At 39.6% G+C, this 25,260-nt stretch carries 21 protein-coding genes; 17 read left to right on the top strand and 4 right to left on the bottom strand.

Going from position 1 to position 25,260, the window contains the following annotated elements; all coding sequences use genetic code 11:
* Positions 1–37: 37 nt before the first annotated feature.
* The 7 genes from ACZ5A8_RS10235 (at position 38) to ACZ5A8_RS10205 (ending at position 9,840) form a co-directional block, all read left to right on the top strand.
* The gene (locus tag ACZ5A8_RS10235) at positions 38–604 is read left to right on the top strand and encodes a hypothetical protein (protein WP_464533747.1); all 567 of its coding nucleotides are present in this window, start codon (positions 38–40) and stop codon (positions 602–604) included.
* A gap of 20 nt (positions 605–624) precedes the next feature.
* On the top strand, positions 625–1,200 hold the full coding sequence (locus ACZ5A8_RS10230) for a hypothetical protein (protein WP_464533745.1): 576 nt from the start codon (positions 625–627) through the stop codon (positions 1,198–1,200).
* A 244-nt stretch (positions 1,201–1,444) separates the two neighbouring features.
* Positions 1,445–4,642, top strand: a complete 3,198-nt coding sequence (locus tag ACZ5A8_RS10225) for a type I restriction endonuclease subunit R (protein WP_464533743.1) — start codon at positions 1,445–1,447, stop codon at positions 4,640–4,642.
* 716 nt (positions 4,643–5,358) lie between these two features.
* Positions 5,359–5,808, top strand: coding sequence for a transposase (locus ACZ5A8_RS10220; protein ID WP_464533741.1), 450 nt, complete (start codon positions 5,359–5,361; stop codon positions 5,806–5,808).
* Positions 5,809–5,869: 61 nt separating this feature from the next.
* A complete protein-coding gene (locus tag ACZ5A8_RS10215; RefSeq protein WP_464533739.1) occupies positions 5,870–6,502 on the top strand; it encodes an IS1 family transposase in 633 nt (210 codons plus the stop codon).
* Between the two features lie 965 nt (positions 6,503–7,467).
* On the top strand, positions 7,468–7,881 hold the full coding sequence (locus ACZ5A8_RS10210; RefSeq protein ID WP_464533737.1) for a transposase: 414 nt from the start codon (positions 7,468–7,470) through the stop codon (positions 7,879–7,881).
* A gap of 720 nt (positions 7,882–8,601) precedes the next feature.
* The gene (locus ACZ5A8_RS10205; RefSeq protein WP_464533735.1) at positions 8,602–9,840 is read left to right on the top strand and encodes a COG1470 family protein; all 1,239 of its coding nucleotides are present in this window, start codon (positions 8,602–8,604) and stop codon (positions 9,838–9,840) included.
* A gap of 187 nt (positions 9,841–10,027) precedes the next feature.
* Here the strand turns inward: ACZ5A8_RS10205 and ACZ5A8_RS10200 are convergent, their stop codons facing one another.
* Entirely contained in the window at positions 10,028–10,660 is a 633-nt protein-coding gene (locus ACZ5A8_RS10200; protein WP_464533733.1) for a hypothetical protein, read from the bottom strand.
* Positions 10,661–10,807: 147 nt separating this feature from the next.
* On the opposite strand from ACZ5A8_RS10200, the gene ACZ5A8_RS10195 reads away from it, so the two are divergent.
* The 5 genes from ACZ5A8_RS10195 to ACZ5A8_RS10175 all read left to right on the top strand — a co-directional run bounded on the left by ACZ5A8_RS10195 (position 10,808) and on the right by ACZ5A8_RS10175 (position 17,337).
* Complete coding sequence (locus ACZ5A8_RS10195) at positions 10,808–10,960, top strand: hypothetical protein (protein WP_464533731.1); 153 nt, start codon at positions 10,808–10,810, stop codon at positions 10,958–10,960.
* A gap of 804 nt (positions 10,961–11,764) precedes the next feature.
* On the top strand, positions 11,765–13,135 hold the full coding sequence (locus ACZ5A8_RS10190) for an MBL fold metallo-hydrolase (protein ID WP_464533729.1): 1,371 nt from the start codon (positions 11,765–11,767) through the stop codon (positions 13,133–13,135).
* Positions 13,136–13,625: 490 nt separating this feature from the next.
* Positions 13,626–15,020 carry a DUF1015 domain-containing protein gene (locus tag ACZ5A8_RS10185; protein ID WP_464533727.1) on the top strand — a complete coding sequence of 465 codons (1,395 nt, stop codon included), beginning with the start codon at positions 13,626–13,628 and terminating at the stop codon, positions 15,018–15,020.
* 1,302 nt (positions 15,021–16,322) lie between these two features.
* The gene (locus ACZ5A8_RS10180; RefSeq protein WP_464533725.1) at positions 16,323–16,652 is read left to right on the top strand and encodes a double zinc ribbon domain-containing protein; all 330 of its coding nucleotides are present in this window, start codon (positions 16,323–16,325) and stop codon (positions 16,650–16,652) included.
* A 4-nt stretch (positions 16,653–16,656) separates the two neighbouring features.
* Positions 16,657–17,337: a zinc ribbon domain-containing protein gene (locus tag ACZ5A8_RS10175; protein WP_229390010.1), complete on the top strand. Its 681-nt coding sequence runs from the start codon at positions 16,657–16,659 to the stop codon at positions 17,335–17,337.
* 608 nt (positions 17,338–17,945) lie between these two features.
* Here ACZ5A8_RS10175 and ACZ5A8_RS10170 read toward each other — a convergent pair.
* The 3 genes from ACZ5A8_RS10170 to ACZ5A8_RS10160 form a co-directional block, all read right to left on the bottom strand.
* Positions 17,946–18,941 carry a hypothetical protein gene (locus tag ACZ5A8_RS10170; RefSeq protein WP_464529078.1) on the bottom strand — a complete coding sequence of 332 codons (996 nt, stop codon included), beginning with the start codon at positions 18,939–18,941 and terminating at the stop codon, positions 17,946–17,948.
* Between the two features lie 802 nt (positions 18,942–19,743).
* Positions 19,744–20,808: an AmmeMemoRadiSam system radical SAM enzyme gene (amrS, locus tag ACZ5A8_RS10165; RefSeq protein ID WP_464533723.1), complete on the bottom strand. Its 1,065-nt coding sequence runs from the start codon at positions 20,806–20,808 to the stop codon at positions 19,744–19,746.
* 163 nt (positions 20,809–20,971) lie between these two features.
* Positions 20,972–21,139, bottom strand: a complete 168-nt coding sequence (locus ACZ5A8_RS10160; RefSeq protein WP_464533722.1) for a hypothetical protein — start codon at positions 21,137–21,139, stop codon at positions 20,972–20,974.
* Between the two features lie 283 nt (positions 21,140–21,422).
* Here ACZ5A8_RS10160 and ACZ5A8_RS10155 point away from each other — a divergent pair, with 283 nt between their 5' ends.
* From ACZ5A8_RS10155 to ACZ5A8_RS10135, 5 genes are read left to right on the top strand one after another with little or no spacing between them, the layout of a single operon-like run.
* The gene (locus ACZ5A8_RS10155; RefSeq protein ID WP_464533720.1) at positions 21,423–21,671 is read left to right on the top strand and encodes a FeoA family protein; all 249 of its coding nucleotides are present in this window, start codon (positions 21,423–21,425) and stop codon (positions 21,669–21,671) included.
* 1 nt (position 21,672) lies between these two features.
* On the top strand, positions 21,673–21,927 hold the full coding sequence (locus ACZ5A8_RS10150) for a FeoA family protein (RefSeq protein ID WP_464533718.1): 255 nt from the start codon (positions 21,673–21,675) through the stop codon (positions 21,925–21,927).
* Entirely contained in the window at positions 21,920–23,917 is a 1,998-nt protein-coding gene (gene feoB / locus ACZ5A8_RS10145; protein WP_464533717.1) for a ferrous iron transport protein B, read from the top strand. The genes ACZ5A8_RS10150 and feoB overlap by 8 nt, the downstream gene beginning before the upstream one ends.
* Before the next feature lie 13 nt (positions 23,918–23,930).
* The gene (locus ACZ5A8_RS10140; protein WP_464533716.1) at positions 23,931–24,392 is read left to right on the top strand and encodes a hypothetical protein; all 462 of its coding nucleotides are present in this window, start codon (positions 23,931–23,933) and stop codon (positions 24,390–24,392) included.
* A 14-nt stretch (positions 24,393–24,406) separates the two neighbouring features.
* Complete coding sequence (locus tag ACZ5A8_RS10135; protein ID WP_464533714.1) at positions 24,407–24,718, top strand: FeoC-like transcriptional regulator; 312 nt, start codon at positions 24,407–24,409, stop codon at positions 24,716–24,718.
* The last annotated feature ends 542 nt before the right edge of the window (positions 24,719–25,260 follow it).

The following is a 25,260-nucleotide window of genomic DNA, read 5'->3' as shown; positions in this document are numbered from 1 at the left end:
GAGCTTAGCAGGCACCTTGAAGAATGAGGGAATAGATATGGCAAAAGAAGATTCCGTAAAATGGGCAGAAGTGGAGAAAACCCTTCAGGATACTGACAAAAAAGATCTCATCGTCCTCATCCGGGAACTTTACAGGCACTCGGCTGAGAACCGCCAGATAATAATTACCAGGCACGTTAAGGGAAAAAAGAGCGATTGGGTCCTGGAGAGTTTCCAGCGGGTAATCAGGAATGAGTTTTTCCCTGACAAAGGATTTGGAGGGCTTCAGTCGGACGTGGTGAGGAAAGCGGTCCTGGATTATTCCGAAGGCTCGGGAGATCTTGCAGGGACAATGGAACTAATGCTTTTTTTTGTAGAAAACGTCGTTGAGTTCATCAATGAATACGGGGATATTGACGAGGAATTCTATGATGTAGGATATGAAATGCTTGGGAAGTTCTGTGAACTTATCAAAACCCAGGACGGACAAAGCTTCTACCCCCATTTTAAAACACGGCTGCTCAAACTCCGCAGTGAATCGGACGATTTCGGCTATGGTTTTGGGGATGATATCGCTATTTTTGTGGAAGATGTTGAAGATTTTTTTGAAGAACAGAAGCAATGAGGAAGAATTCTGGAGAAAGCATGGCAGAAGAAGCAATTTTAAAATGGTCTGAATTGAAGAAATTGTTTCAAGAAGCAGATCAGAAGGAACTCATCAACCTGCTGCACGATTTGTACAAAAATTCGATTGACAACCGCAGGTTCATCACTGCCAGGTACGCGAAACCGGAAGACGAGAACGAAATTCTGGAGGCCTACCGGAAAAAAGTCATAACTGTTTACTATCACCCGCGGGGAGCGGCTAGCAGGCCCCGTTATTCAGTAGCAAAAAAAGCTATCAACGACTATTCTGAGGCTTCCGGAGATATTAAGGGGACAATGGACCTGGCACTTACCCTTGTGGAAAACGTGCTGAAATATCGCCGTGAGTTTTCAGGTATTGACGAGAAATCTTACGTAGGTGGATCTGAAATGATGGAAAAGGTCTGTGAGCTGATCAGGACTGAGGAAGGGCAGGAATTATATCCTGACTTCAGGGAAAGGCTTCAGAAAATATACCAGGATTCAAAGTATGGTCCTTACGGGATTGCCAATATCGAGTATTGTATCTCTGATTTGGAATACGACTTTTTCGAAGAAGAATCACAGAACAACTGAGGACAACAAGATCTTTATTCTCCTTTTGTCCTGATTCTTGTTTATATTTCATTCTTCATCCATCGTCTTTTATTTTTCATACTCAGGCTTATACTTTTTTCAGATTTGAAACCTCAAATCAATATCATTTAAATAAGAGAGTAATCTAAAGGATGATAACAGACTTAAATATATTTTTTGATATACTCTCCAGCGTAGAACCTGCTCGGGCCCGGGCTGGAAAAAAGATGATAAGATGCAAAAAATGACTCTAGCAGACCAGATCACAGTTCCAGAAGAAGATTCTGAAACAGATTCCGATTACAGTGAAAACACCCTCGTTGAAGAGTCCGCGATTCTGGAATTCGGAAAACTGGGTTACCCTCACCGGAACTGTTTTCATGAAAAATTCGGGCTTGACGGGAAAGGGACCCTGGGGAGAAAAACACAATCAGAAGTGCTGCTCATCTGGAAGCTGAGCGAGGCAATCAAAAAGCTCAACCCTGACATTTGCGACGAGGCTGAAGAGCAGGTAATCCAGGAACTGGCAAAGGACAGGAGCAGGCTGAGCCCTGTAAAAGCAAATCAGGAAGTTTATTTGCTAATCAAAAACGGAGTCAAGGTCAAAGTCAGGAATGAAAAAGGGGAAATTGAAGACCAAAATGTGAAAATTATTGATTTTGAAAATCCCGAAAACAACGACTTATTTTTAGCCTCCCAGTTCTGGATTACAGGAGAAATGAGCCCCAGGCGAACCGATCTTTTAGGCTTTGTAAACGGAATTCCTCTCATCTTTATCGAATTAAAAGATACTGGCAAAAGAGTCAAAGAGGCTTTTGACGATAACCTTACGGACTATAAAGAAGCAATTCCCCAGCTTTTCTGGTACAATGCTTTCATAATTCTTTCCAACGGCAGGGAATCAAAAATCGGGACTATTACAAGCGGGTTTGAGCATTTTGCGGAATGGAAAAAGATCAGAGGCGAAGAAGAAAACGGAGACACCATTCTGGACACAATGATAAAGGGGACCTGCGAAAAAAGCCGCTTCCTCGATATCCTGGAAAATTTCACTCTTTTTTCAAGCAGCGAAGGGCACCCTGTCAAGATAATTGCCAAAAACCACCAGTACCTTGGGGTCAACAATGCCATAGAATCCTTCAAAAAGCGCAAAGAAAACGGAGGAAAAATAGGGGTCTTCTGGCACACTCAGGGTTCTGGGAAAAGCTATTCCATGATCTTTTTTGCACAAAAAATCCTGCGAAAATTTTCGGGCAACTATACATTTGTTGTTGTAACCGACAGGGAAGAACTTGATGAGCAGATCTACCGGAACTTCCAGAATGCGGGCGTAATAAGTGAAGTAGGCGTGCAGGCCAGAAGCGGGGAACATCTCAAGCATTTGCTCACAGAAGACCACAGGCTGGTTTTCACCCTGATCCACAAATTTGGGACAAAAAAAGGCGTAAAACACCCTCTGCTTTCGGAAAGGGATGACATCGTAATAATTGCAGACGAAGCCCACAGGACTCAGTACGATACACTGGCGCAAAACATGAGAGATGCTCTGCCAAATGCTGGTTTTATCGGCTTTACAGGTACGCCTTTAATGGCTGAAGAAGAAAAGACCAGGGATACATTCGGGGACTATGTGAGCATCTACAATTTCACGAGCTCCATAGATGACGGGGCAACTGTTCCTCTATATTATGAAAACCGGATTCCTGAAGTCCAGTTGAAAAACGATAATCTCAACGATGATATTTACGGGGAAATTGAAAAAGCCGGCCTCGATGATGAAGAAGAATCCAGGCTTGCCACAGAGTTTTCCAGGGAATATCACATCATTGTAAGGGAAGACCGCCTGGAAACGATTGCAAAAGACATCGTAGAACACTATGTTACACGGGGCTATGCCGGGAAAGCCCTTGTCATATCCATTGATAAACTCACAACGGTAAAGATGTACGATAAAGTCCGGAAATACTGGAATCAGAATATTGATGAGCTCAGGGCACAGAGAAAAGCTACAACAAGAAGCGAGGAAGCCAAATATCTGGAAAAACAGATCTCCGAACTTGAAAGCGTGGATATGGCTGTTGTTGTCAGCGAAGGGCAGAATGAAGTAAAGAAGTTTGAGAAAAATAAGCTAGACATAAAGCCTCACAGAAAAAGAATGATTGAGGAAGATCTGGACGAAATTTTCAAGGACTCAAAGAGCAGCCTTAAAATTGTTTTCGTCTGCAGCAAATGGAGAGAAGGATTTGATGTTCCTTCACTTTCAACAATTTACCTTGACAGGCCCATGAAAGGTCACAGCCTCATGCAAACAATTGCCAGGGCCAACAGAGTTTATGGAGACAAAACCGGAGGCTTCATTGTTGACTATGTGGGCGTCTTTGAAAACCTTGAACAGGCCCTCAAGATTTATGCCACCCCCAGGTCCGGTGGGATTGAAATTCCAATAAAGTCGAAAGAAATACTTCTAGAAGCTCTTGAGCAGAAGGTCAAAGAGATAAATAAATTCCTGTCCGGTCTTTCGGTAGATTCCCAAAAGATCATTAAGACAAAGTCGGGTTTTGAGAAAATAAGGCTCTTAAAAAATGCCACTGATGCTATTCTCAAAAACGAATCCACAAAAAAGAAGTTTTTAACCGAAGCCGGAGCTGCTCTCAAAATCTATAAATCCGTACTTCCCCACAAACGGGCCTCAGAATTTCTTTCGCAGGTAACTCTTTACCAGGAGTTAATAAATGAAATCCGCTCCCTTGACCCTGAAATTGACATCTCAAGAGTAATTGACAGTATACAGGGAGTCCTTGATAAATCGATTAAATCCAGGGAATACATTATTGAGGAGTCAAAGAAAGGAAAAATAGTTGCTCTTAAAGATATCAATTTTGATGCTCTGGCAGACAGATTTGACAAACATCACAAGAATACTGAATTCGAATGGTTGAAAAACCTTGTCTCTTACAAACTAAGAGAAATGATTAAATTAAATAGCAGTCGCCTTGACTACCAGAAGAAGTTCGAAACGCTTATAGAAGCATATAATTCAGGTTCTTCAAACGTAGATTATTCCTATAAAGAATTGATCGAGTTTGCGAAATCGTTGAAAAAAGAAGATGAGAGAGCAATTATGGAAAATCTAACTGAAGAAGAACTCTCCCTCTTCGACAAGCTGAAAAAACCTGATCTGAACGAAAAAGAGAAGAGCCAGGTAAGGAGAGTTGCAAAAGAACTGCTTGCTATGTTAAAAGCTGAGAAACTGGTTCTGGACTGGAGAAAAAAGCAACAGGCGATTGCCGCAGTCAAAAAAGAAATCGAAGATGAACTAGATAGAGGGTTGCCCGAATCATATGATTTAATGACTTATGAAGAGAAATGTAGCATGGTTTTCCAGCATATCTATGATTCTTATGCAGGTGATAACCACAGTATCTATGAAGCAGTAGCCTGAGACCCGATTTTCGAATAATCTTCCGTCCATAGCCGCTATAAGTATTGATCCGATCATGAAAACTGGACGATTTGAGCCTCTTTAAACCTTTAAAGCTCGATATGAAAGGCTTGAGGCGCTTACACATTGATATATCATTTATCTTTATTTTTGACAGAGCAACCCGAAAATAAAGTTATTATCCTGAGTTTTGTTTATTATGATGCATTAGTAAAATACCTTAATCCTCTTAACCGTCCCAGACATTGCAATGAAAATAATACTGTTTGCAGATCAGATCGCTCGTAATAATTCATAAATACGGACTTTTTATAATCTGTTTCGTCTATTAACGGCTACTCAGTTCAACAATCTCACCTTTCGACTATGAAAAATACATTTCTGAAAAGAGCGGAAAGTACCTAAGAAAGTATTCTATTATAGACTACAGGACAACTTAAAGTCTGTAAACAGAGAAAAAAAATTAAATATGAAAAAAGCGTTTGTAAATACATGGAGACAAAATTCAGGAATAATTTACTCTCAGCTATTGGATGGTTTATTATCTGGCTTGTTGTCAGGATGTATTTGAATATTTAAGTCCCTTAACTTATTCTACAGCACAAAAGAATCCAGAAGAGATCCGGAAGATGCGGAGCTTCAGACTCATTCACTCAATAATTCATAATTCAATAATTGGTCGTGTCCCCAAATCATTGACTTAATTTTATATAATTTTGAATTTATTATTATTTGGGGGTATTGAAATCACTTCTGAAATCGATTTTTCACAATTTTTTTGCTGGAACAAAGATTGCCCTGATTATGGAATTAAAAATCAGGGGAATATAACCTTTAAAGAGAGATATGGTAAAAATAATCATGTTCTTCTTAAATGTAAAACCTGTAATCGTTGCTTTAGTGAAACAAAAGGTACAATATTTTTTGGACTTGATACTCCTGAGGAAGAAATTCTTAAGACATTAGCTATGCTTCCTGAAAAAGGGAGTATTCGTGGAGTTGCAAGAGCTACTGGGCATGATAAAGATACAGTTTGTAGATGGCTCGAGATTGCAGGAACTCATTCAAAAGAAGTTACAGCTTATTTCCTTCGAGATCTTAATCTTAAGAGAGTAGAGGTTGATGAGATCTGGTCATACATAAAAAAAGCAAAAAAATGTTACTGAAGAGGATTCTGAAGAGTATGGTGATGTATATTCACTTACAGCAATCAAAAGTGACTCAAGATTGCTCCTTTTCCATCATGAAGGAAAACGTAGTACAGAGGATGCTATAGAGTTATTTAACGGAGTTGAGAAGATGCGGAACGCATCTTCTCCTATTCCTGTGTTTACCTCGGATGATTGGGATGCCTTTGAAGAAGGGCTTATAAACGTTTATGGTAAAATCGAGTTACCACAATACAAAGGTATTGGGAGAAGACCACTACCGAGACTGGTTCCGCTTGACGACTTAAAATATGTCAAGGTACTAAAGAAAAAGGTAAAGAACTACGTAGTTGAAACAATTCAACGTATCATTTTTGGAAATCCGAAAGAAATATTCGAAATGCTTGAAGTTAATTCGGAGAGTTATATTGGCACTTCATATGCAGAAAGGATAAATCTTACGATCAGGACATCTCTTGCAAGATTTATAAGAAAAGGGATGAATTTCAGTAAAACAATGAAGATGCATCAGAAAGCTTTTGATTTATTCCAGGCGTGGTATAACCTTATAAAACCTCATAAGTCCCTAAGATTAGAAATAAACTCTGGAAATAGAAAATGGTTCCAAAGAACCCCAGCAATGGTAGAAGGAATAACTGATCACATATGGAGTTTAAAGGAATTACTAACGTTTAGGGTTCCAGTTCAATAACTTGGGGACACGACCCAATAATTCATAATTCAATAATTCAATAATTCAGTATGTCAAAGAGAAGAATCTGATAAAAGGATTATAAAACTGGGTTCTGATAAGTTCACTCCAAAGAACAATGCTGCTCTGAAAAGTCATTTTTGAAATATCATCTGAAAATTCTCTAGAATAGAATTTTTCGTACTGTAAAAAGAAACCTTTGGCTTCTCTTTCAACAGTAATATAACAGAAATTCAACAGCAAAATAACAGAAATTACAACAATTTATTGCCCTGACTAACAAATGAACTCATTTCTCTGGTTAAGTTGTATACTGAAATCTATACCGTATATTAATGATAACAATTTGATTACACACTAACAACCTAAATTCACTGCACAAGGGTCATGTTAGTGGTTTATATAGAAACAATGTTCTTTCGCCGGCATTTGTGAACGTCTCAACCAGAGATGGTAATTATATTCTTCCTTCCTGCAGGGAAATATCAGATTCTCATGTCAATGATTGTGACATTCAATCTCTTTTCCATCTTTAACTTCTTATGTCTGCGCAAAGCCTTCTTGTATGTGATTTTCATATGAAAAATAATGTTTTATGGATTTCCATAAAGAATCATTGAAAATATTTTTTAAAAAATTTTTCTTTTTTTTGAAGTGATCATTGACTTATTTTATAGAAATCTATTTCTGGTAGACATTGAAATTAGTAAAGTAAATATAGGAATAAATCCAAAACTTACTAATTAAATTAATTCAGTTAGTAAATTACACTAAACTGTTTGTCTGGATCCAGAATGTGTATATTAATTCACAGCCGGAAGAAAAGCCGCTATGGCATATTAATAGGTAATTTCTGGACATTTATGAGAAATTATATTTATGAATTATATTTATGATGGGATAGACCAGATAGTTAAATCGGGACTCAGGGAGGGAATTGTATAACCAGAAAAACAGATGAGGTAGTGTGTCAGAATCCGGAGTGCGAATATTATCTCCGGATGGAAGGAAGAGCAGTAATAAAACGTGGAAAGTACAAGACCGGACATCAGAGATACTACTGCAAGCATTGCGGGAAATTTTTTATGGAGACGATAGGTACGGCTGTTTATCGTAAACATCTGCCCGGAACTGAAATAAAGCTGATATATCGGCTTTTTCTCGAAAAAAACGGGATAAGGAGCATTGAAAGGATAACAGGGCACCACAGGGATACGGTAAGCAACCTGCTAAAAGGAACTATAAAAAATGAAAAAACCGAAGAATATCTGGTCAAACAGATCGGGCTGACAGCTGATGAATGTGAAAAGTTATGGGCACTTTTAGAAATAAAAAGAAATTCTTCCCGAAAGTCACCTCAAAAAAGAATGGACGAATAATCTTAGAATAATCTTAATGAATAAAAACGCCGCAACATACAACCGAAGTACATGTTCTTAATCGAAACTACATATTCTCACAAAATCGAAAATATGTTGTCACAGAATTAAAAATATATTCTCTTAGAAGTGTTATCAATAAAATATCACTGTAAACCGTGTTAAACCGTTGTTGATAAGACTTCATTAATATGTAGTATATGAGTAGGTATTCTATATACTGACATTAGTTTGGTTTGAAGCTTCAGCACTGTTCAAAAGTTTATTATTTATCTGTTGTTTGAGATTTTAAATCATATCTTAAAAAGTGTTATTTGCACTATTCAATTCAGTTATGAATCTTTTTACATTCTTTCTTTTTTGAGCTTTTCATGTGAAACACAAAGATTTGTCAAAGTAAGAAGTATTTTATACAAGGACATGCTTCATTTATTGAACTTACGCACTTTGTAAAATTGTCCTATGCCTGAGAGATGATTACAAGGGCCATTTGTAGAGAGTAAAATTGTTTTGCCTGCTGGTTTCTCAGCTCAACCGTATTCTTCCTGTGATAAGGCAAGCATTGCAAGGGAATCTTGAGTGCGCTGGTTACATAGGCTGTATTCCTGAATGAAGTCCAGAAAGCATGAAATTATGGAATTTAGCCATTGTGGAAATGTAAAACAAAACAAACTGGAATAAACAGTTTTTGAATGTAAAACAAAAGAAGGAGTCAGAAATATGAGTAAAAGTACATTATTGAGGGCAGCGTCCCTATTTTTAGGGATACTGCTTTGCCTGGTGTCGGTACCGGCTGCATTTGCTCAAACAGGGGATGTTGGAGAATCAGTCGCAGAACCAGCTTATACCTCGGTTTCGAATAAAACCATAATACACGATATAAATCCAAGTAACTATGACCTGTACCTGCAACAGGGAGAGAGCAGCAGTTTCGATGTAAGCTTTAGAAACAATGGTAAGAAAGCGCTTTATGTGGAACCGAAACTTGTAGCCGTGCCTGAGAGTTATTATAATTTTGACGAAAGCTGGATAACCATATCCCCAGCGAACGTAACGGTAGATTCAGGCGCAGAACAGGAATTTACCATTGAAGTTAGTATTCCTGAAGATGCGGATGAAGAGAACTATCAAACTTATATTGCCTTTGCAGACGATATAATATTAGATCCAGAAGAATACTACCCCCAGTATGTCAATGTAATGTACCTTTCTGTAATGGTCCCGATTTATCAGAAAATTGAGCTTCAGACATATTACATCTATGATACCGTTGAGGCTGGAAAGGAATATGAGTACACGACGAAAATCAAAAACGTGGCAGCCAGAAATATTACCATCGATCCGGAAGTAAACGGATATGATTATTCATTTGGTGAATCCGGTATTGACGATGATGCAATCGAAATCTCTGCACCTTCAGTCTTAGCACCAGGTGAAATCGCTGACATGGTTATCCGGATCTCTGTTCCGGAAAGTGCTGCAGGATCTTACAATGGGTACATCAAAATGAATGTTGACGGGAAAGAAAATTATGGATATGACCCGCAAATAGACCTGAACTTCATAATTAGGCAGCAGCTTTCAGTTCCTTATGCAAAAAACTTCAAAACCAGGACTGCAGACCCGATAACAATTGAGATTTCTACTTATGCATATGGCTCGGATTCGTGGCTGCGTTACCCACCGAAAAATGAAGATCCATCGTTTGAGTTGAACCTGAAATACGACTCCAGCCCTGTTGATATGAGCCTTGTAAAAATAACGCAAAGAGGCAGTGTAAATGTCGGATGGAGTAATTTCCCTGTATGGTCAAATAATGACGCGATCTATCAAGATAACGACAGGTATTATACTGAATCGTATACGATACCAGGAGCAATCGGAGATTGGGAACTTACGATTCTCCCGAAAAATACGGAAAATTTTGAATATTCAATAACTGTTGGGGATTCGGAATAAAAGCAGGAATTATGGCTAAAGCAGGAAGGTTATGGAATAAACAGTAGGGTCCGACCTCTTTTATACGGATTCTGCCCATACTCTATAATTTTTTTTGTTTTTCTTCCTTTTATTTTATGATTCGGTTCTCTATTGGAAAAGATGTTTTTGTGAGAATCGAAAGAGAAGAATCAGGACAGAACTGTATCTATAACTTTCCTGCTTGCAGTTCTGTAATATAGGGATCATAAGCAGCTGTTGAGCGGCCTGAAACGAGTGCACTATAATAGTCTGCAGCAATTGAAGCCTGCTGTTCGCGGTTATAGTTACACAGATAAGGTTTTGCACCGGGAATGTACCTGTATCCTTCTGTTGCTCGTGCATAAAATGCTTCGACCATGTACCTTGAGCCGACATATTCCATCTGTGCTACATGGGCTAATTCATGAATAAGCCATTTCATGCTCGAATTGCCTGCCTCAGTGTTAATCTTTTTATTAAAATTGATTGTATGAAAGGTAGTGATACCCATACCCCAGCAATTATTAACCTTTGCCCCGATCCAGGCAATTAGCGATTGTTCGTCAATACGCACCTGCTGGTAATTGATGCTGTTCCCAAATACTTTTCGAGCTTCCTGTTCCTCTAAAGGAGTCAGACTCCGGCTATTGGTTTTCATGTTCTTCCATAAAATGTCCATAACCTCAGGAAAAATGCAGATATCAAGAATTTTTGCTATTATTCTGCCTATCCAGACAGTAAGGAATAGCAGGCTCCCCCATACCCATTTACAAAAACGTTTCACTTCCAGCCGACCATCCCGAGTCGTTGAAGCTTTCAAATCATCCCGCCAATATTCGTTCGTCTTATGGAGCTATGCTTCATAGAATTACGCTTCATAGAATTATGCTTCATAGAATTATAGTTTTAGTCCTTCAAGATTCGTCAGCATTCTAGATATTGTGGAACTCTCACTGTCCTTATCAGGATGTACGATAAATTTGGTGAAAACAGGACAATGAGCAGACAGGAAGGTAATGAGAAATTCAGAGAAAAAGGACGGAAAAATCAGTTTAAGAGGCCAGGAGAGAGAAAAGTGAACGGTCAGGAAGAAAAGATAAGGAGAATAAGTCAGGAATGAAAAATCAGGAAAAAAGATTAGGAAGAAAAGTATAGCATAGATAGAGTAAGAAAAAGCCCGAAAGCGCTATGCTCCCACTGTAGCCCCCGATACAGTTGTTCCAGAGATACGCTCCCCCAAGCGTATTGGTCAGGAACAGGATCAATGGCTTTCGGGCAATTCTTTTACTTACTTATTCATACCCGTTGCTTACTCGTTCTATCTGTTCACTCCAAGTTACAAATATATAATTGACTCTTAATTATTTTAAATTAATTATACCAAAAATTGCCCGCTAGCGAAATATATTCCCACTCAAAATATTTCAAAACCAGAAATTATGTTTTTCTCAGATGAAAGACCGGTTGCATGCGAGAATTACAAGCGATAACAGTTTCTTTTTAGTCAGCTCTCTTCTCAGATAAATGAATAAAAATTCAGATAAAGTAAAATTAAAGCAGGTATTTAGATAGAAGATTCCATGGCTGCAACAGAAGAAGAAAAATAGATAAAATTTGCATTCAGAAAGTTATCTTAAAAAAATGCTTCAAAAAAACATATGAGGCATGCAGTTGTATACTTAGTGTAAGGGGAAATTAAATCAGCCGATACCGGATAAATCTTGACAGACACAGAATATAATTCTACATAGGGTATAATAAAGGGTATAATCCATAGAGGTATCGTTCATAGAGATATCGTCCATAGAGGTATCGTTCATAGAGATATCGTCCACAGAGGCATAATTCCGTACTATATCTGAATTTCTATAGTTATCCCAAAAATTTATTGCAAAATCGTAGAATATTGCTGAAGGGGTTTAGCATGATATTTGAGCGCATTAAGTCTGAAGGGCTGGCTCATCTTTCTTATTTCATCGGTTCTGGAGATGAAGCCGTTGTTATCGATCCTCGAAGGGATTGTAAGATCTATTTTGATCTTGCCAGAAGAGAGGGAATGAAAATAAAACATATCTTTGAAACGCACAGAAACGAAGATTATGTAATTGGCTCTCTTGAACTGGAAAGTCTCACGGGTGCTGAGATCTACCACGGCCAGGGAGTGGATTTCAAATACGGAAATCCTCTTTATGAAGGGAAGGAGTTCGGTTTTGGTTCTATGAAGCTGACTGCTCTACAGACTCCAGGGCATACCGACGAAAGCATGTCCTATACGATCTCAGATCCCGATACAGGTAAAGAGCCTTTAATGGTTTTCACAGGAGATGCCCTGTTCATAGGCGATGTTGGAAGAACTGATCTCTATGGACCGGAAGAAGCTCCAAGGCTGGCAGCAAATCTGTACGACAGCGTTTTTAACAAAATTCTCCCACTGGGAGATGGGGTAATACTCTGCCCTGCACATGGTGCGGGTTCGCTTTGCGGAGGGTCTATCTCCAAAAGGGAGTACAGTACTCTGGGACTGGAAAGTATTCAGAATCCTGCTCTCCAGAAAATTGAAAAAGAAGAGTTTATAAAGTTCAAGCTTGAAGAGAAGCTCGAATATCCGCCTTACTTTGAGAAAATGGAGGAGTATAACCTGCAGGGTCCTCCTCTACTAAAAGGACTTCCAGTGCCTGAACTGCTTTCTCCAAAAGAGTTCAAAGCAGAGATGGATAAAGGAGCTGTGGTTGTAGATACACGCATGTCCCATTCTTTTGGAGGAGCACACATACAGGGTTCATACGGCATCTGGCTGAGAGGACTGCCTTTTTTTGCCGGCTGGATACTGCCCTATGATAAGCCCATAATTCTGGTACTCGAAGAAAAGGAGCAACTGGAAGCTGCTGTCAGGTATCTGTTCAGAATTGGTTATGACAATATAACAGGTTTCCTGAATGGCGGAATTGCGGCCTGGTACATGAAAGCCTTACCTGTAGACAGCTTAAACCTTATATCTGTCCAGGATCTGAAAGATAAAATCAAAAGGAACGAGGAAATGATATTGCTGGACGTTAGAGGGAATGAAGAATGGGACGAAGGGCATATCGAAGGAGCAAAACATATATATGTTGGACATCTGGAAGAGAATCTGGGTAAAGTTCCGAGGAACTCCCCGATAGTTGTATACTGTGATTCATCCCGGCGTTCCAGTATAGCGGCTTCGATTCTGAAAAGAAACGGCTATAGAGATGTGTACAATGTCCTTGGGAGCATGACTGCATGGAAGAATGCCGGATATGAAGTAGTAAAGTAAGACAGTGTTTTAACCCCTATTTTTATTTTTAATTTCCTGCGGTTAAATGAGGACTGTTTGTCCTGTTCCAGGGAAATTTGAATAGGTCACCCATTTTAGCCCTCTGCAGTTCCGCGCGCTGCTCGATCCCGACTGTATATTATATAAAAAAGTATCAGGTATGCTTAATATTTTAATCAGGAATTTTAATCAGGAATTTTAATCAGGAATTTTAATCAGGAATTTTAATCAGGAATTTTAATCAGGAATTTTAATCAGGAATATTAACAATATAGGCTGACTATGACATGATTTTAATTTTTCGATTTGGAAATTACCCAGCCAGGTCTTAATGATTACCGGAATATATATTCCCGGTTATTTATATAAAGAGAATCTCGCAATTTACGTAATTTACATAGATCTAAAGCGAAGTCTCTATTCTTTGCTTTTAGCTATTTCAGACCGGAGTTTAGAAATCTTTATATCTCCTTTCTATTTTTTATTAACCATGATATTACACGTTCCCCACATTCTTCTTCCAGAGGCCAACTGGAAAGAATGGGCAGTAATTGCCTGTGACCAGCATACTCAGGACAGAGCGTACTGGAAAAGGGTAGAAGAATTTGTTGGAGACATTCCTTCTGCTCTTAATTTTATTTACCCTGAAATATATCTTCCTTTAGATGAAAATAGAGTAAATAATATCCATAAAGCAATGCGCAATTATAAAACCAACCTTGTTGACCATGGTCCCTGTTTCATTCTTGTAAAACGTGCTGTTTCAGGGAATGAAAGGACAGGTCTGGTCGTTGCAGTTGATCTGGAAGCGTATGAGTATGATGGATCTGAATCCTTCATCCGGCCAACTGAAAAAACAATCAAAGAAAGGCTTCCTGCAAGGGTAAAAATAAGAGAAAACGCAGAGCTGGAGCTTACCCATGTTCTTGTTTTATATGACGACCCGGACTTTTCTGTTATTCCCCTGAACACGGCTAGTCCTGTTTATGAAGGGAATCCTGTTTATGATTTTGACCTGATGGAAGACGGTGGCCATATAAGAGGTTTTAAAATCAGTGATGAAAAGACAATTAAGGAGATTTCAGAAAGGATTCAGGCCCTTGGAACTCTCCTTGTTGGGGACGGAAACCACAGCCTTGCCGCAGCAAAGAGTTTCTGGGAGAAAATCAAAGGGACGGTCCCTGACAACCATCCAGCCAGATACGCACTTGTAGAGCTTGTAAACATTCATGACCCTGGGCTTACCTTTGAGCCAATTCACAGGCTTGTAAGAGGGGTTGACCCTGAGGAATTGCTTAAAAGATTCAATGCAAGAATTATAGAATCTCCATACGGCAATTCGACTGTTGATTATTCAGTTACTGGTAATTCAGTTACTGGTAATTCAGTTACTGGTAATTCAGTTACTGGTAATTCAGTTACTGGTAATTCAATTACTGGTAATTCAATTACCAGTAGTTCGGTTATCGACAATCCAGCCTCCGACAATCCAGCCTCCGACAATCCAGCTTCCGACAATAAATTTTTTGATGATCCAGTTGCTGACAATCCCACAGCAGATAATATGGTTCTCGGGCATTCAATTGGATTTGTTACAAAAGACAGGTGGGGCTTCCTGATCTTTAATAACCCTGCTCATGATCTTGAGGTTGAGACCCTTGACGAGGTTATTGACAATTATTCGGTTGAATACGAACATGACCCTGAAGTAGTGGAGAAACTCGGAAGAGAGCCTGAAAGTATAGGTTTCTTCCTTCCTTCTTTAAAAAGGAGCGAATTCTTTGCTCTTATCAAAAAGAAGGGAATTCTCCCAAGAAAATCCTTCTCCCTTGGAAAAGAAAATGAAAAGAGATACTATATTGAAGCTAGAAGAATTATGCAGTAATTCTTCCAGTCACCTTTTTAGTTATTTCCTTTAGTAATCTATTGGAGCTTCCTGATTAATTGTTTGATCTATTTCGGAACCCGAGAGAGGATCTTTCAGTTTGCTCTCCCTGTACCTCAAGAGCCGGGGACGACCTGTTGGGTTAAAAATAACAGCCAGAAAAACAATCCTCAACTAAGAGATAACCTGGTGAAGAAGTCCCCTGACCTGAGCTAATACTTTCTTCAATCCCATAAGCCGCATTTAAATGCACAGGTAATAATATAACTGCTTCCCGGCCTTTCTGGCATCCCTTCAAAGAAGGAAAAAGAATCAAAATGTTGATTTCTTTTTCGCCCCTTATCGGGTTCTTATCGCTTTACTCTTTAAACCTCTTTTCCTCCCATATTTCCCCTTTTAAATCTTTTTTCACTTCGTTCACCTTTTTTTTCGTTCATTTTGAGAAAAGCCGCTCTCCTTTGTCAAACATGACAAAACCGGCTTAACATAGCGAATAAGGCTGCACTGATTAGAAATATTTGTAATTCAGTCCTTCTGAGCAAAGTTCACTCCTATACCTCATAAATCAGTCCTCCTGAGCGAAGCAAAGCGTAGCGAAAAGGACCTCGTGCTGTTGCACTTGCAGTGCAACTCCCAGGAAATCGAAGATTTCCTGTGATCCCGACGCGAAACTCGGGAAGCGAAACTCGGGAGGCGGAACTCGGGATGTAAACCATTTAACGGAGATAACCTGTTTTATTCAGTAATTCTATGAATTGATCAGGAATCAATATCATCCGGTTGAATGAAATTGTAGTCAGTTATGGTATCTCTTTACCTCTGAATTCGCTGACAAGTAAAATCCGGCAGATAAAAGTCTTTCAGGCACTGAGTAAGAGATGCTGCATTTAATTTGAATAGTTTTAATCAAAATTTTTTGATTTTAAAATGCCTATTAATTTAGCCTATACGGTTGAGTTCCTGAAAATAAATATTAAAGATAAAATAGGCTCTTCGAGAAAATTAATTTTGCATTAAAAGCCGGAAAATAAGCTTTTTCCATATAAAAGACATAAATAGAGCTATCGGGTTATTTAGGCTTTCTAAAATGGTTCTATACAGTTTACCTGTCATGAAGACAGTTTATATAATGAAAATTTCCCTGGATGTACAGCCTTTAATCAAATTAAGTACCAATTTTTTTGATACCTCGGGTTTTGCAGTTCAGTACCGGAAATTTCAAAAACTACAATACAATAATTACTGATAGTATATTTGTCCGGGCATCTTCCAGGCAAATGTAAAATTAAGAAGGGGAAGGAAATGGCCAGCTATAAACATCCGTGTAAATACTGTGGGAAATTAATCGCTCGCGATTCTAATTTCTGTCCGTTCTGCACGCAGGAAAACCCTCTTGGGCCCATGAGATGCCCGATATGCAGGTCCCCTCTTGAGGACGGGGCAAAAATCTGCGGCCACTGCGGCATTTTGCTGTGGAGCATGTGTAAAAGCTGTGGAAAAGAGACATTTCTCGGAGATAAATGCAGCAACTGCGGCGTTCCGATCGTCATTGTCTGCCCCAACCCCAAGTGCAGGACCGAGCAGCCCCCTACAGGCAAAAAGTGTATCAAATGCGGTAAATCATTAAGGTGATAAAATGGGATTCCAGAAATCACAACTCCAGCCTTTTACGAGGAATTACGAAGACAACAGTTCAGAGTCAGGTTTCCAGTTTACTTTCTACTGTGATATCTGTCAGGACGGCTACAAAACAAGATTCATTGAATCCAGGACATATAAGAAGACAGGCCTGTTTGGTATGTTTGGAAAAGCCCTCTCTGCAGGTTCTGACCTTGTAGGCCAGTACCGTGTTGGAAATGCAATCGAAAGAGGCGTGGATATACTCAACGACCGCAAGCAGGGTATGTCTCCCGAATGGCGCAAAGAATGGGAAGATGCCTTTGAAACAGCCCAGAACGAGGCAAAGGAACACTTCTGCAGGTGCCCGAGATGCAAACACTATGTTTGTGAAGCCGACTGGAACGAGCAGGATAATCTCTGTGTGGAATGTGCTCCACGGGAAAACGTTGAGCTAACTGCAATAAGAGCAGAACGCATGGTAGATGAAATGAGGGAGAAAGCTGTGAACACAAGCGTATTTAAAGGTGATATTGAGAGAAGGCAGACTTTATGCCCGGAATGCGGCAAACCCTCAGGTGAAGGAAAGTTCTGCAATAACTGCGGAGCATCTGTTTCACTCACGAAATGCCCAAGTTGTGGTAATAAGGTATCCATTGGTACCAGGTTCTGCGGAGAATGCGGAACAAAGCTGAATTAAAATAATATAAGTAAGGGATCAGGGTTTATTTGGGTTTAACCCCTTTTTCCATTTCTTTGGCAGATCTCCTTTAGAGAGAGGCTCAGGAAGTTCTTTGATGTTACTTCTTTGATATTGCCTGATTTTTAAAATAAAATGAACCCGGATTGTCATACCACAGATAATACAATATTAATAAATTAATAAGGCTTTTATTTGAGAGTCTGTTAGATAAAAAGCAGCTGGTTATGAGTTTTACCATTGCTGAAATCCAATGGATGCTTTCTGTTTTTTGTTTAAATGGATTTATAAGAGCTTTCTTTGGTTACTTTTCTAAAATGCAATAAGTACATTTTTTATTCACTATAAAATCCGTGAATGTAATAAAAAATGTGAGAAAATAGACTAGTGTCTCGTCAGCATTAAAATGTCGTAAGAATTATATTGTATAATATTCATAAAGAATCTCAGGGATTCCTTATGAATAGATACACTGTGACACTTACCAAAGAGGAACGTGAAACTCTTTGTGAACTTACCTGAGCTTATGCCAAAATCATTTAAAATGCTTTAAATCCCAAATAAAAGCACTCAATTCTATATTTTCCGGAAAAATTTCCTTAAATAGCTTAAAAATGCAACCTTCTAAAAGCAGTTGGTGCCCTTATCAAATCTTTTCTTCCAACTTTAAAAGCCGTTAATGCCGTAAGTAAAGCGGCAATGTTGCCTATAGAGACAAACATTTTAGCCCATTCAATTCTTCTTGTAGGTGTTTTCGAGCGATTGTATCCCACTACTTCATTTGAGTTCTTTCTTTCAACAGTGGTTCTAAGATTGTATATTTTACCAAGGAGTCTATGAAATTTCCTTGGTATATATATTCCTCTGAAGTGGGTTCCTGTTTCTGTTTTAAGAATAGTTCCTGCACTGTTAGCTCTGGCTGCTATAATTGGAATAACTCCATGATCAATAACCACCTGGTTAGAAGGATGACTATCAGGTCCAGCATCTGCAATCATAAAAAGCGGTTTATGAGTTTCCGATTTCATGCACTGAATGATAGTTTCTTGAAATATAGTGTTGTCATTTTTACTTGCGTTTACTGCATCCCAATAAACTGGTAAACCCCACCAACTATCAACAACACATGTATCAGTATACCCCGTTCCAGATAGGACACTATACTTTCCGGTTTTTTTAACATAATGTCCTGCATCAGGATCTGAGAGCATACCAGTTTCTTTATTTTTTAATCCACTGCAGTTGCACTCAAAGAACCTTCTATCCCATATCCAGATTTTATCTCCTATAAGATTTAGATTTCTACATTCTTGTATCAGTAATTGAGCATATTCCACGAAATATGGATAAATACATTTCAGATTTCTACGATATGATGAAAGAGTGATTCGATCACGATTTTCAATATTTAATTCCTTTCTTAGAGCTTTATTCTGGTTAAATTCTCTAATGAATGATTCAAAATTTGAATACCCCATCTTACATCTTGCAATTTCTAACTTGAGAATGTTGTTGAAATTTAACGATTCATGCTGAGGATGGTACTCCATTGAAGCCTGTAATTCAATGAAAAAGTTATCCAGCGAAGGATTTAATGCAAACATGTCTCCTATATACCCATGAAACGTTTTGAAGTGTTGAAAGGCAAGTACTTGATTCCAGGGCAATACACTTTCCATATAATCTTTGCTATGTACAACTAGAAGATTAATTTTATAAGGAATGCAAATTTTCCTTTTGAGAAAAGTAAATCCTTCACCAAAAAAGTCTGAAAGCACTTTTTGAAAAATAGGGAGCACATTACGTACTTTACAATGTCTTTTGTTTTTAGTAATTTTCTCAATGAAAAGGATCTTTAAGTTAGAATATTCACTCAACATCGGATCGAAAATAGAGTATATAGACATCGATTTTTCAAAAAGATTGCTTATAAAATCTGTGAGTCTTGACTGTTTTAGAGATATGATACGGATTTTAATATTTGTCTTTTGATCGTCCAATTTTCGACCAAAAAGCTGTTCGTATTCTTTTCTGCCTTTAATACTCTTAAGACTTATAACAATGGTACGTGCAGACCCTAAAAAATCGTCGATTTGAGTCAATAAGTACTTATATCCTTTTGTAATAATCTTTATCATGGATTATACCTTTTTAAAGCCCAATTATTTGTTTGGCGACATAATATTGGTTTAATTAGGTATAATCCTTTCTATTTACCTTTAAATTGAAATTAAAGTGTTTTAGTCTAATTTTTTAAAAAAATAGATCTTTTTAACATCCATTATTCCAAAATAAGGGCTATTAACTAAAATGGCATAAGCTCACCTCAATATTCTTACCTCAATGTTCTTACCTCAATATCCTTAATTGATATTCTTAACTTATTCTTAACTCAATGTTCTTAACTTAATATTCATCTTCGTTCAATACCTTTTTTGCACCCACATACTCTCCAACAATAGGGATATTTTCTCCGCAAACCGGGCAGGTCTTTTCAGGAGTAATTTCGTATTTTTCTATATCGAAATAACCTCGGAGAATCAACATTTTGCCGCAGTTCGGACAGAAAGTGTTGTTGCGGTCGCTCCCTGGAACATTGCCCATATATACATATTTCATCCCTTCTTCAGTTGCGATTTTACAGGCTTCATTCATTGTTTTCACCGGAGTAGGGGAAAGATCCTGCATCTGGTACTGGGGGTGGAAGCGCGTAAAGTGCAGGGGGGTTTCGGGGCCGAGGTTTTTGTAGACCCATTTTGAAAGTTCCCTGAGTTCGTCAGGAGAATCATTTACTCCAGGAATGATTAGAGTTGTGATCTCGACATGGATCCCGAGCTCTTTTGCAAGGGCAGAAGCCTCAAGTACGGGAGCCAGTTTTGCACTGGCAACATCATGATAAAATTTTTCATTGAAAGCCTTGATATCAATATTGGCGGCGTCCAGATAGGGTGCGATATGTCTCAGAGGTTCAGGAGTCATATACCCGTTTGTTACGTAAACCGTGCCAAGTCCGGCTTCTTTTGCCAGTTTTGCACTCTCATAGGTATATTCATGCCAGATTGTAGGCTCGTTATATGTCCAGGCAACAGACTTTGAGCCTGAGAAAAGCGCCCTTTCCACGAGCTCTTCCGGAAGAATATCCTTTGTATAAGATTCTTCCAGGCAGACCTGAGAAATCGACCAGTTCTGGCAGTGTTTGCAGCGGAAATTACATCCGATAGACCCGACTGAGTAAACATAAGACCCAGGATGAAAATGGTAAAGCGGTTTCTTTTCTATAGGGTCAACGGCTTCGCTAGAAACAGTGCCGTAAATAAGAGTATAGAGATCTCCTCCCCTGTTTTCCCTGACCCCGCAAAATCCTCTCTTTCCGGGGGCGATCCTGCAGCTCTGGGCGCAGAGACCACAGTGCACTTTATCGTCTCCGATTTTCTCGTAGAACATGGCTTCTTTTATCACAACAATCCCCATTCAGTGATTGTTTTACAGGATAATAACGGTTACTGTTATAGATTTCTCCAGTCTTTCCGACTACCCGTCATTCTCATCCTTAATATAGGCTGTATTTCATTCCAGATTGATATAGCTCCCATCTTTCTTTCTGAAACGGAGTTCCATCTGGAAGTCTTTACTTTTATCCAGATTCGAATCCTTCCAGAGCCTTTTTCTGGTTTTCAAGATGGATACTCTCTCTGGAAAGGTGCACTTGAGTTCTTGAAATAATCAGGTGAATATCCGGAATCTTCTCAATGTAACATATCCAGGTAATTACATCACTTTCAATATTGTAGTCGTATGCCATCTACCTGTTTTCTCTATAACTGCACGACATGATTCTTCGGTTTTTTCCTTGTCCTTCAGAAACCCCTTTTTCCGGGAGCGGTTCTACAAATATCCGGTTTAAATAAAACAGTTTCATCCGGATAAACAGGAGAGTCGGATTTGTCCGAACAATACTTCTAATGCGAAGATTAATTCACATTACCACAAAAATTTCGTATATGCGAAACTTTTAAATAATTAATACTCCATTTCAGATTTATGCAAAAGATTAGGTACTCCGAATATAATATGGTGATACAAAAATGACAGAGATGATCGATAAAACCTTGAACATGCTGGAAATCGGTCAGAGGGCCCGTGTTATCCAGGTAAAAGGCAGGGGAAGTTCCCGCAAGCGTCTTCTTGATATGGGTATGGTTCCCGGGACAGTCCTGAGCGTTACCAAAAAAGCCCCTATGGGAGACCCTATAGATTTCAAGTTGAAAGGATACAACCTTTCTCTCAGGAAGCAGGAAGCAGAAACGGTAATTGTTGAAGCACTGGAGGATTAGTTTGACCCCACACATGCCTCTTACAATGCTCTCGGAAGGAAAAGGCTGCAGGATCAGAGAAGTTCGAGCAGGTCTGGAGCTCAGAAGAAGGCTGACTGAAATGGGATTTACTCCTTCGTCCTCTGTCCGGCTTATAGGATGCGAGAGAGGGGCTCTGCTCGTCAGTGTGAACGGAACACGTTATGCTCTGGGTAAGGGGATGGCAATGAAGATTATGGTAGAACCGGATGCATGTGAAGGTGTAGAACTTGGTTGAGAATAAAATAAGGGTTGCACTTACCGGAAACCCCAACGTGGGCAAGACAACTATTTTCAACGCTATCACAGGAGCCAGGCAAAAGGTAGGAAACTGGCCCGGGGTAACAGTTGAGAAAAAAATGGGCATAAAGGAATATGCAGGGCATGTCCTTGAAATTGTGGACCTTCCCGGGACCTATAGTCTCACAGCCTATTCAGCAGACGAAGTTGTTGCCAGAGACTACATTCTTGAGGAAAAACCTGATGTTGTCGTACAGGTCCTTGATTCGACAAATCTGGAGCGCAATCTCTACCTGAGCACCCAGCTGATAGAAACAGGTACAAACCTTGTCCTCGCTCTCAATATGTCCGACCTCGCAGAAAAAAGAGGCGACGAGATAAATATCCCAATGCTTGAAAAATTACTCGGAGTTACTCTAATCAGGACAACAGCAAACGAAGACAAAGGTATCAATAATCTTCTTGATGCAGCCATTTCAAAATCCGGTTCAGGTATACTTTTACCTGCTAAGATCGAGTACGGAAATAAAATTGAAGAGAGAATCAGCCGCTTGGAAAAGATTCTGGCTGAAGATAGGGCCCTGATGAACAGATACCCTTCAAGATGGTTGAGCATTAAACTGTTTGAGGGAGATGAAAATGTTCATTCAAAGCTTTCTTCGTCAAGTATACAGCCTGAGGTTGAAAAGTTCCTTTCCGGCCTGAACCTTGAAGAATACGAAGCTGAAATGGCGGATAAACGTTACGAATTCATAAGCCGACTACTTTCTCAGGTATGCACGACCTGTGCCGGAGAGGTATCTGCCTCCGACATGATTGATAAAGTACTTACCAACAGGTACCTGGGAATCCCTATATTCCTTACCCTGATGTGGGGTATGTTTGAACTTACCTTTACCTTCGCCACCCCTTTCATGGAAATTATTGACATGTTTTTCGGCCTGCTTGCCGGAGCGGTTGCTGCAAACATCGATTCATCCTGGCTTGCATCTCTGCTTGGAGACGGGATTATTGCAGGAGTCGGATCAGTTGTACTTTTTGTACCCAATATTTTCATCCTGTTTTTCCTCCTGGCTTTGCTGGAAGACAGCGGATATCTGGCAAGAGCCGCCTTTATTATGGACAGGTTGATGTATTCTATGGGGATCCAGGGAAAATCCTTTATTCCTATGCTTATGGGATTCGGATGTTCGGTTCCGGCTATTATGGCAACTCGCACCCTTGAAGATGAAAAAGACCGCCTTATTACGATGCTGGTTATACCTTTCATGTCCTGCGGGGCCAGGATGCCGGTCTACGTGCTGCTTGCAGGAACGTTTTTTGGAAAACAGGCAGGGTCAGTTATCTTCGGGCTCTATGTGCTTGGTATTATTGTGGCAATCCTGTCTGCCAGGCTTTTCAGAAGTATCATTTTCAAGGGCAAGCCCTCTTCCTTCATAATGGAACTTCCTCCCTATCACAGGCCTTCAGCTGGCAATTCCCTGAAACATATGTGGAACCAGGGCTCCCTTTACCTGAAAAGGGTAGGTACCGTAATCGCCGGAGGAGTGGTACTCATATGGCTACTTGCATACTTCCCGCAGGGAGCCGAATACGGAAGTGCGGAAAGTTACATAGGCAGCCTCGGAAAACTGCTCGAACCTCTTGTAGCTCCGATAGGTTTTGACTGGAAAATCGCAATTTCCCTGATCTTCGGGTTTCTTGCCAAGGAGGTTGTTATTGGTTCCCTGGGTACCCTCTATGGCACCGGAGCAGATGAAGGGATGTTATCTTCAGCTCTTCTAGCAGACCCGATAGTTACACCTGCCGTTGCACTGGGGATTATGGTGTTTACCCTGCTTTATGTACCCTGCATAGGGGCAGTTGCAGTAATAAAAAAAGAGTCAGGCTCCTGGAAATGGATGCTTTTTGCAGCAGCTTACTCGACAGCTGTGGCGTGGATTATGGCCTTTGTGACGGTAAAAATCGGGAATATCATATTCGCATGAGGAGGTAATGTAAATGGAAAACGAGAACAAAACTCTGAATTATGAGAACAAAGCTCTGACCTATTTTTCTCTCCTCTGGGGGATAATATACCTGGCAATCGGAAGTTTGCAGGTCCTGAAAGGAGTCAGGCTTTTGCCTGATAACTTTATCTCCTCCAGCCTGCTTCCCCCGGAGATTGCCGGCGGGCTGGTACTTGCAGTCGTAGGTGCAGTTTACTTATATGGAACCCTTGAATTTTCAAAAGGTTCCTCTGCAGGAAAAGCGTATGCGTATATAGGAATTACACTTTCTATGCTCTTTGGGGCTCTATATTTCCTGACTTTTACTGCCGACCTTATTAATGCCTGGGCGTTGTTCTCCGACGGATTTGAGCAGTGGACGCCTCTTGACGGTTTCAAACCCGCACTGTACCTTGGCCTGCTTTCCCTTGCAATATACACGGGATGTGAAGAGAGGTTCAGACTTCAGGAATAAGGAGGAAACAGATAATGGTACTCGGATACATGTATGTGTTAAAACAGATAGCAGAAGTGGAAAAGAAAGGCAATATTTCCTTCAATGATATCTTGGGACATTTGAAACTAAGTACGCAACAGCTTAAAGGTTTACTCGAAATTATGGAAGGAATGGGACACATTGAAAAGGTCGCCGAAGACAATTCCGGCCTATCCGCCTCCTGCTCCGGTTCCTGCAAAAACTGTGGATTTTTCGGTTGCTCCGGAAAAAATACCGTTTCCTACGGCACAATTTATAAGTTGACCGAAAAAGGGCGAAGAGTCTGTCACAGCCAAACAGGCTGAATCTGAAAAATCTTGATGAACAAAAACCGGAGATTTCAAAGACTGTGAAGACAGCCCTTCCTGGGCCTTAAAGTTAAATAAACAGATCAAAAAACGAACAGGATCAAAAAGCGAACAGGATCAAAAACCAGGAAAAAAACGAAATAAAAATGGATTTTTGAAACTTTAAGGTTACAGTTTGCAAAGTTCTCGAGTTTTTGAAATCTTCCGGATTAACGGAAAGGAAGAGCAGGACAGGAACGCCTCCTATTCTAAAAACTCCCGGAAATTCTATCCTGCCTTCCTCTCCAATCAAATATCGTAAGACTTACGCATTTGAAGGAAAGTAAACCATAAGAATATTTGTCATGATACAGACAGCTTAAAATCTTGTGCTAATCTTTTCAGGTTCAACTGTATAAATCCAATATACAGGATTTCAATTACTATAACTCTAAATGGGGTATAAAAATGGAACACGAGCTAGAAGAAGTCGAAAGGGATTACGTAGAATTCAGAAAAGAAATGGGAGAAGAATAAAACGGAAATGCGAAAAATTGGGT

Source organism: Methanosarcina subterranea (genome assembly GCF_055385895.1).
The sequence above is the reverse complement of the archived record's forward strand: the minus strand, read 5'-3'. Positions and strand labels throughout refer to the sequence as shown.

Bases quoted from the DNA above. Each gene is read 5' to 3' on its own strand.
- ACZ5A8_RS10235 (WP_464533747.1), top strand. From the start codon at position 38: ATGGCAAAAGAAGATTCCGTAAAATGGGCAGAAGTGGAGAAAACCCTT.
- ACZ5A8_RS10230 (WP_464533745.1), top strand. From the start codon at position 625: ATGGCAGAAGAAGCAATTTTAAAATGGTCTGAATTGAAGAAATTGTTT.
- ACZ5A8_RS10225 (WP_464533743.1), top strand. From the start codon at position 1,445: ATGACTCTAGCAGACCAGATCACAGTTCCAGAAGAAGATTCTGAAACA.
- ACZ5A8_RS10205 (WP_464533735.1), top strand. From the start codon at position 8,602: ATGAGTAAAAGTACATTATTGAGGGCAGCGTCCCTATTTTTAGGGATA.
- ACZ5A8_RS10195 (WP_464533731.1), top strand. From the start codon at position 10,808: ATGTACGATAAATTTGGTGAAAACAGGACAATGAGCAGACAGGAAGGT.
- ACZ5A8_RS10190 (WP_464533729.1), top strand. From the start codon at position 11,765: ATGATATTTGAGCGCATTAAGTCTGAAGGGCTGGCTCATCTTTCTTAT.
- ACZ5A8_RS10185 (WP_464533727.1), top strand. From the start codon at position 13,626: ATGATATTACACGTTCCCCACATTCTTCTTCCAGAGGCCAACTGGAAA.
- ACZ5A8_RS10180 (WP_464533725.1), top strand. From the start codon at position 16,323: ATGGCCAGCTATAAACATCCGTGTAAATACTGTGGGAAATTAATCGCT.
- ACZ5A8_RS10175 (WP_229390010.1), top strand. From the start codon at position 16,657: ATGGGATTCCAGAAATCACAACTCCAGCCTTTTACGAGGAATTACGAA.
- ACZ5A8_RS10170 (WP_464529078.1), bottom strand. From the start codon at position 18,941: ATGTTTGCATTAAATCCTTCGCTGGATAACTTTTTCATTGAATTACAG.
- amrS (WP_464533723.1), bottom strand. From the start codon at position 20,808: ATGGGGATTGTTGTGATAAAAGAAGCCATGTTCTACGAGAAAATCGGA.
- ACZ5A8_RS10160 (WP_464533722.1), bottom strand. From the start codon at position 21,139: ATGGCATACGACTACAATATTGAAAGTGATGTAATTACCTGGATATGT.
- ACZ5A8_RS10155 (WP_464533720.1), top strand. From the start codon at position 21,423: ATGACAGAGATGATCGATAAAACCTTGAACATGCTGGAAATCGGTCAG.
- ACZ5A8_RS10140 (WP_464533716.1), top strand. From the start codon at position 23,931: ATGGAAAACGAGAACAAAACTCTGAATTATGAGAACAAAGCTCTGACC.
- ACZ5A8_RS10135 (WP_464533714.1), top strand. From the start codon at position 24,407: ATGGTACTCGGATACATGTATGTGTTAAAACAGATAGCAGAAGTGGAA.